Here is an 837-nt window from a genome sequence, read left to right on the forward strand (position 1 = left end):
AATAAATTTTTCACTCTATTTTCTATATAATCTCAAAAAAAAAAACCTAAAACCTCAAAAAAAAACAATAATAAAAATTACTAATTACAAATTTTAAAAATCTAATTATCATTTAAAATCTAATTAAAATAAATAAATCTTTTTTTTTACTAATCTCATTCTCCATATAAAATACCTCTTTTCTTTTTAATCTCATTCAATAAATTAAATAAAAAAAACTACTCTACTATTTAATTTAATCTAATAAATTTAAATTTTAATAAATTCAATTTTAATAAAATAAAAAAAAACATATTCTAAATTCTAAAATCAATAAAAAAAAAAAATCAAACAACTTATTTTCAAATTTTTACATATTCATTCAAAAAAAATTATATATTTTAACTAAAATTAAATAATAAAATTATTTTTTTTATATATTATTTTTTTTTATAATTAATTTCTTAAAAAATTTTTCAATTAATAAATTACATTAATTCTAACTCCTAAAATAATACAAATACCAAAAACAATAAATTAAATTCTTTTTATCTTTCTCTATTTTTTTTCATACCACCTATAATAATTAATAATTCACAAATTTTCAATTAAATTTTTTTAATTCTTAAAACTAATTATCTTTCTCTATTTCTTAAAAAAAATTTCAATTAAAACTTAAAAAAATACTTTAAAAAACATATATATAAAAAAACATATTTTATTAAATCCCTTCATACCTACTATAACTAATTATTTCAATTTTCTACTAACAACTTTAACTATAACCTCAATTCTATTTATTAATCTAAACAAAATACAACTTATTTAAAATTAATTAAATACAAATTTTTTTATAAA

1 protein-coding gene is annotated in these 837 nt (G+C 12.7%); it reads left to right on the plus strand.

Annotation, left to right across the window (positions count from 1 at the left end):
• The first annotated feature begins 721 nt into the window (after window positions 1–721).
• A complete protein-coding gene (locus IE038_RS25580) occupies window positions 722–808 on the plus strand; it encodes a cytochrome b6-f complex subunit PetL (protein WP_498053049.1) in 87 nt (28 codons plus the stop codon).
• Window positions 809–837: the final 29 nt, after the last annotated feature.

It is taken from the genome of Pseudomonas laurentiana (genome assembly GCF_014648275.1).
GTDB classification, from domain to species: domain Bacteria; phylum Pseudomonadota; class Gammaproteobacteria; order Pseudomonadales; family Pseudomonadaceae; genus Aquipseudomonas; species Aquipseudomonas laurentiana.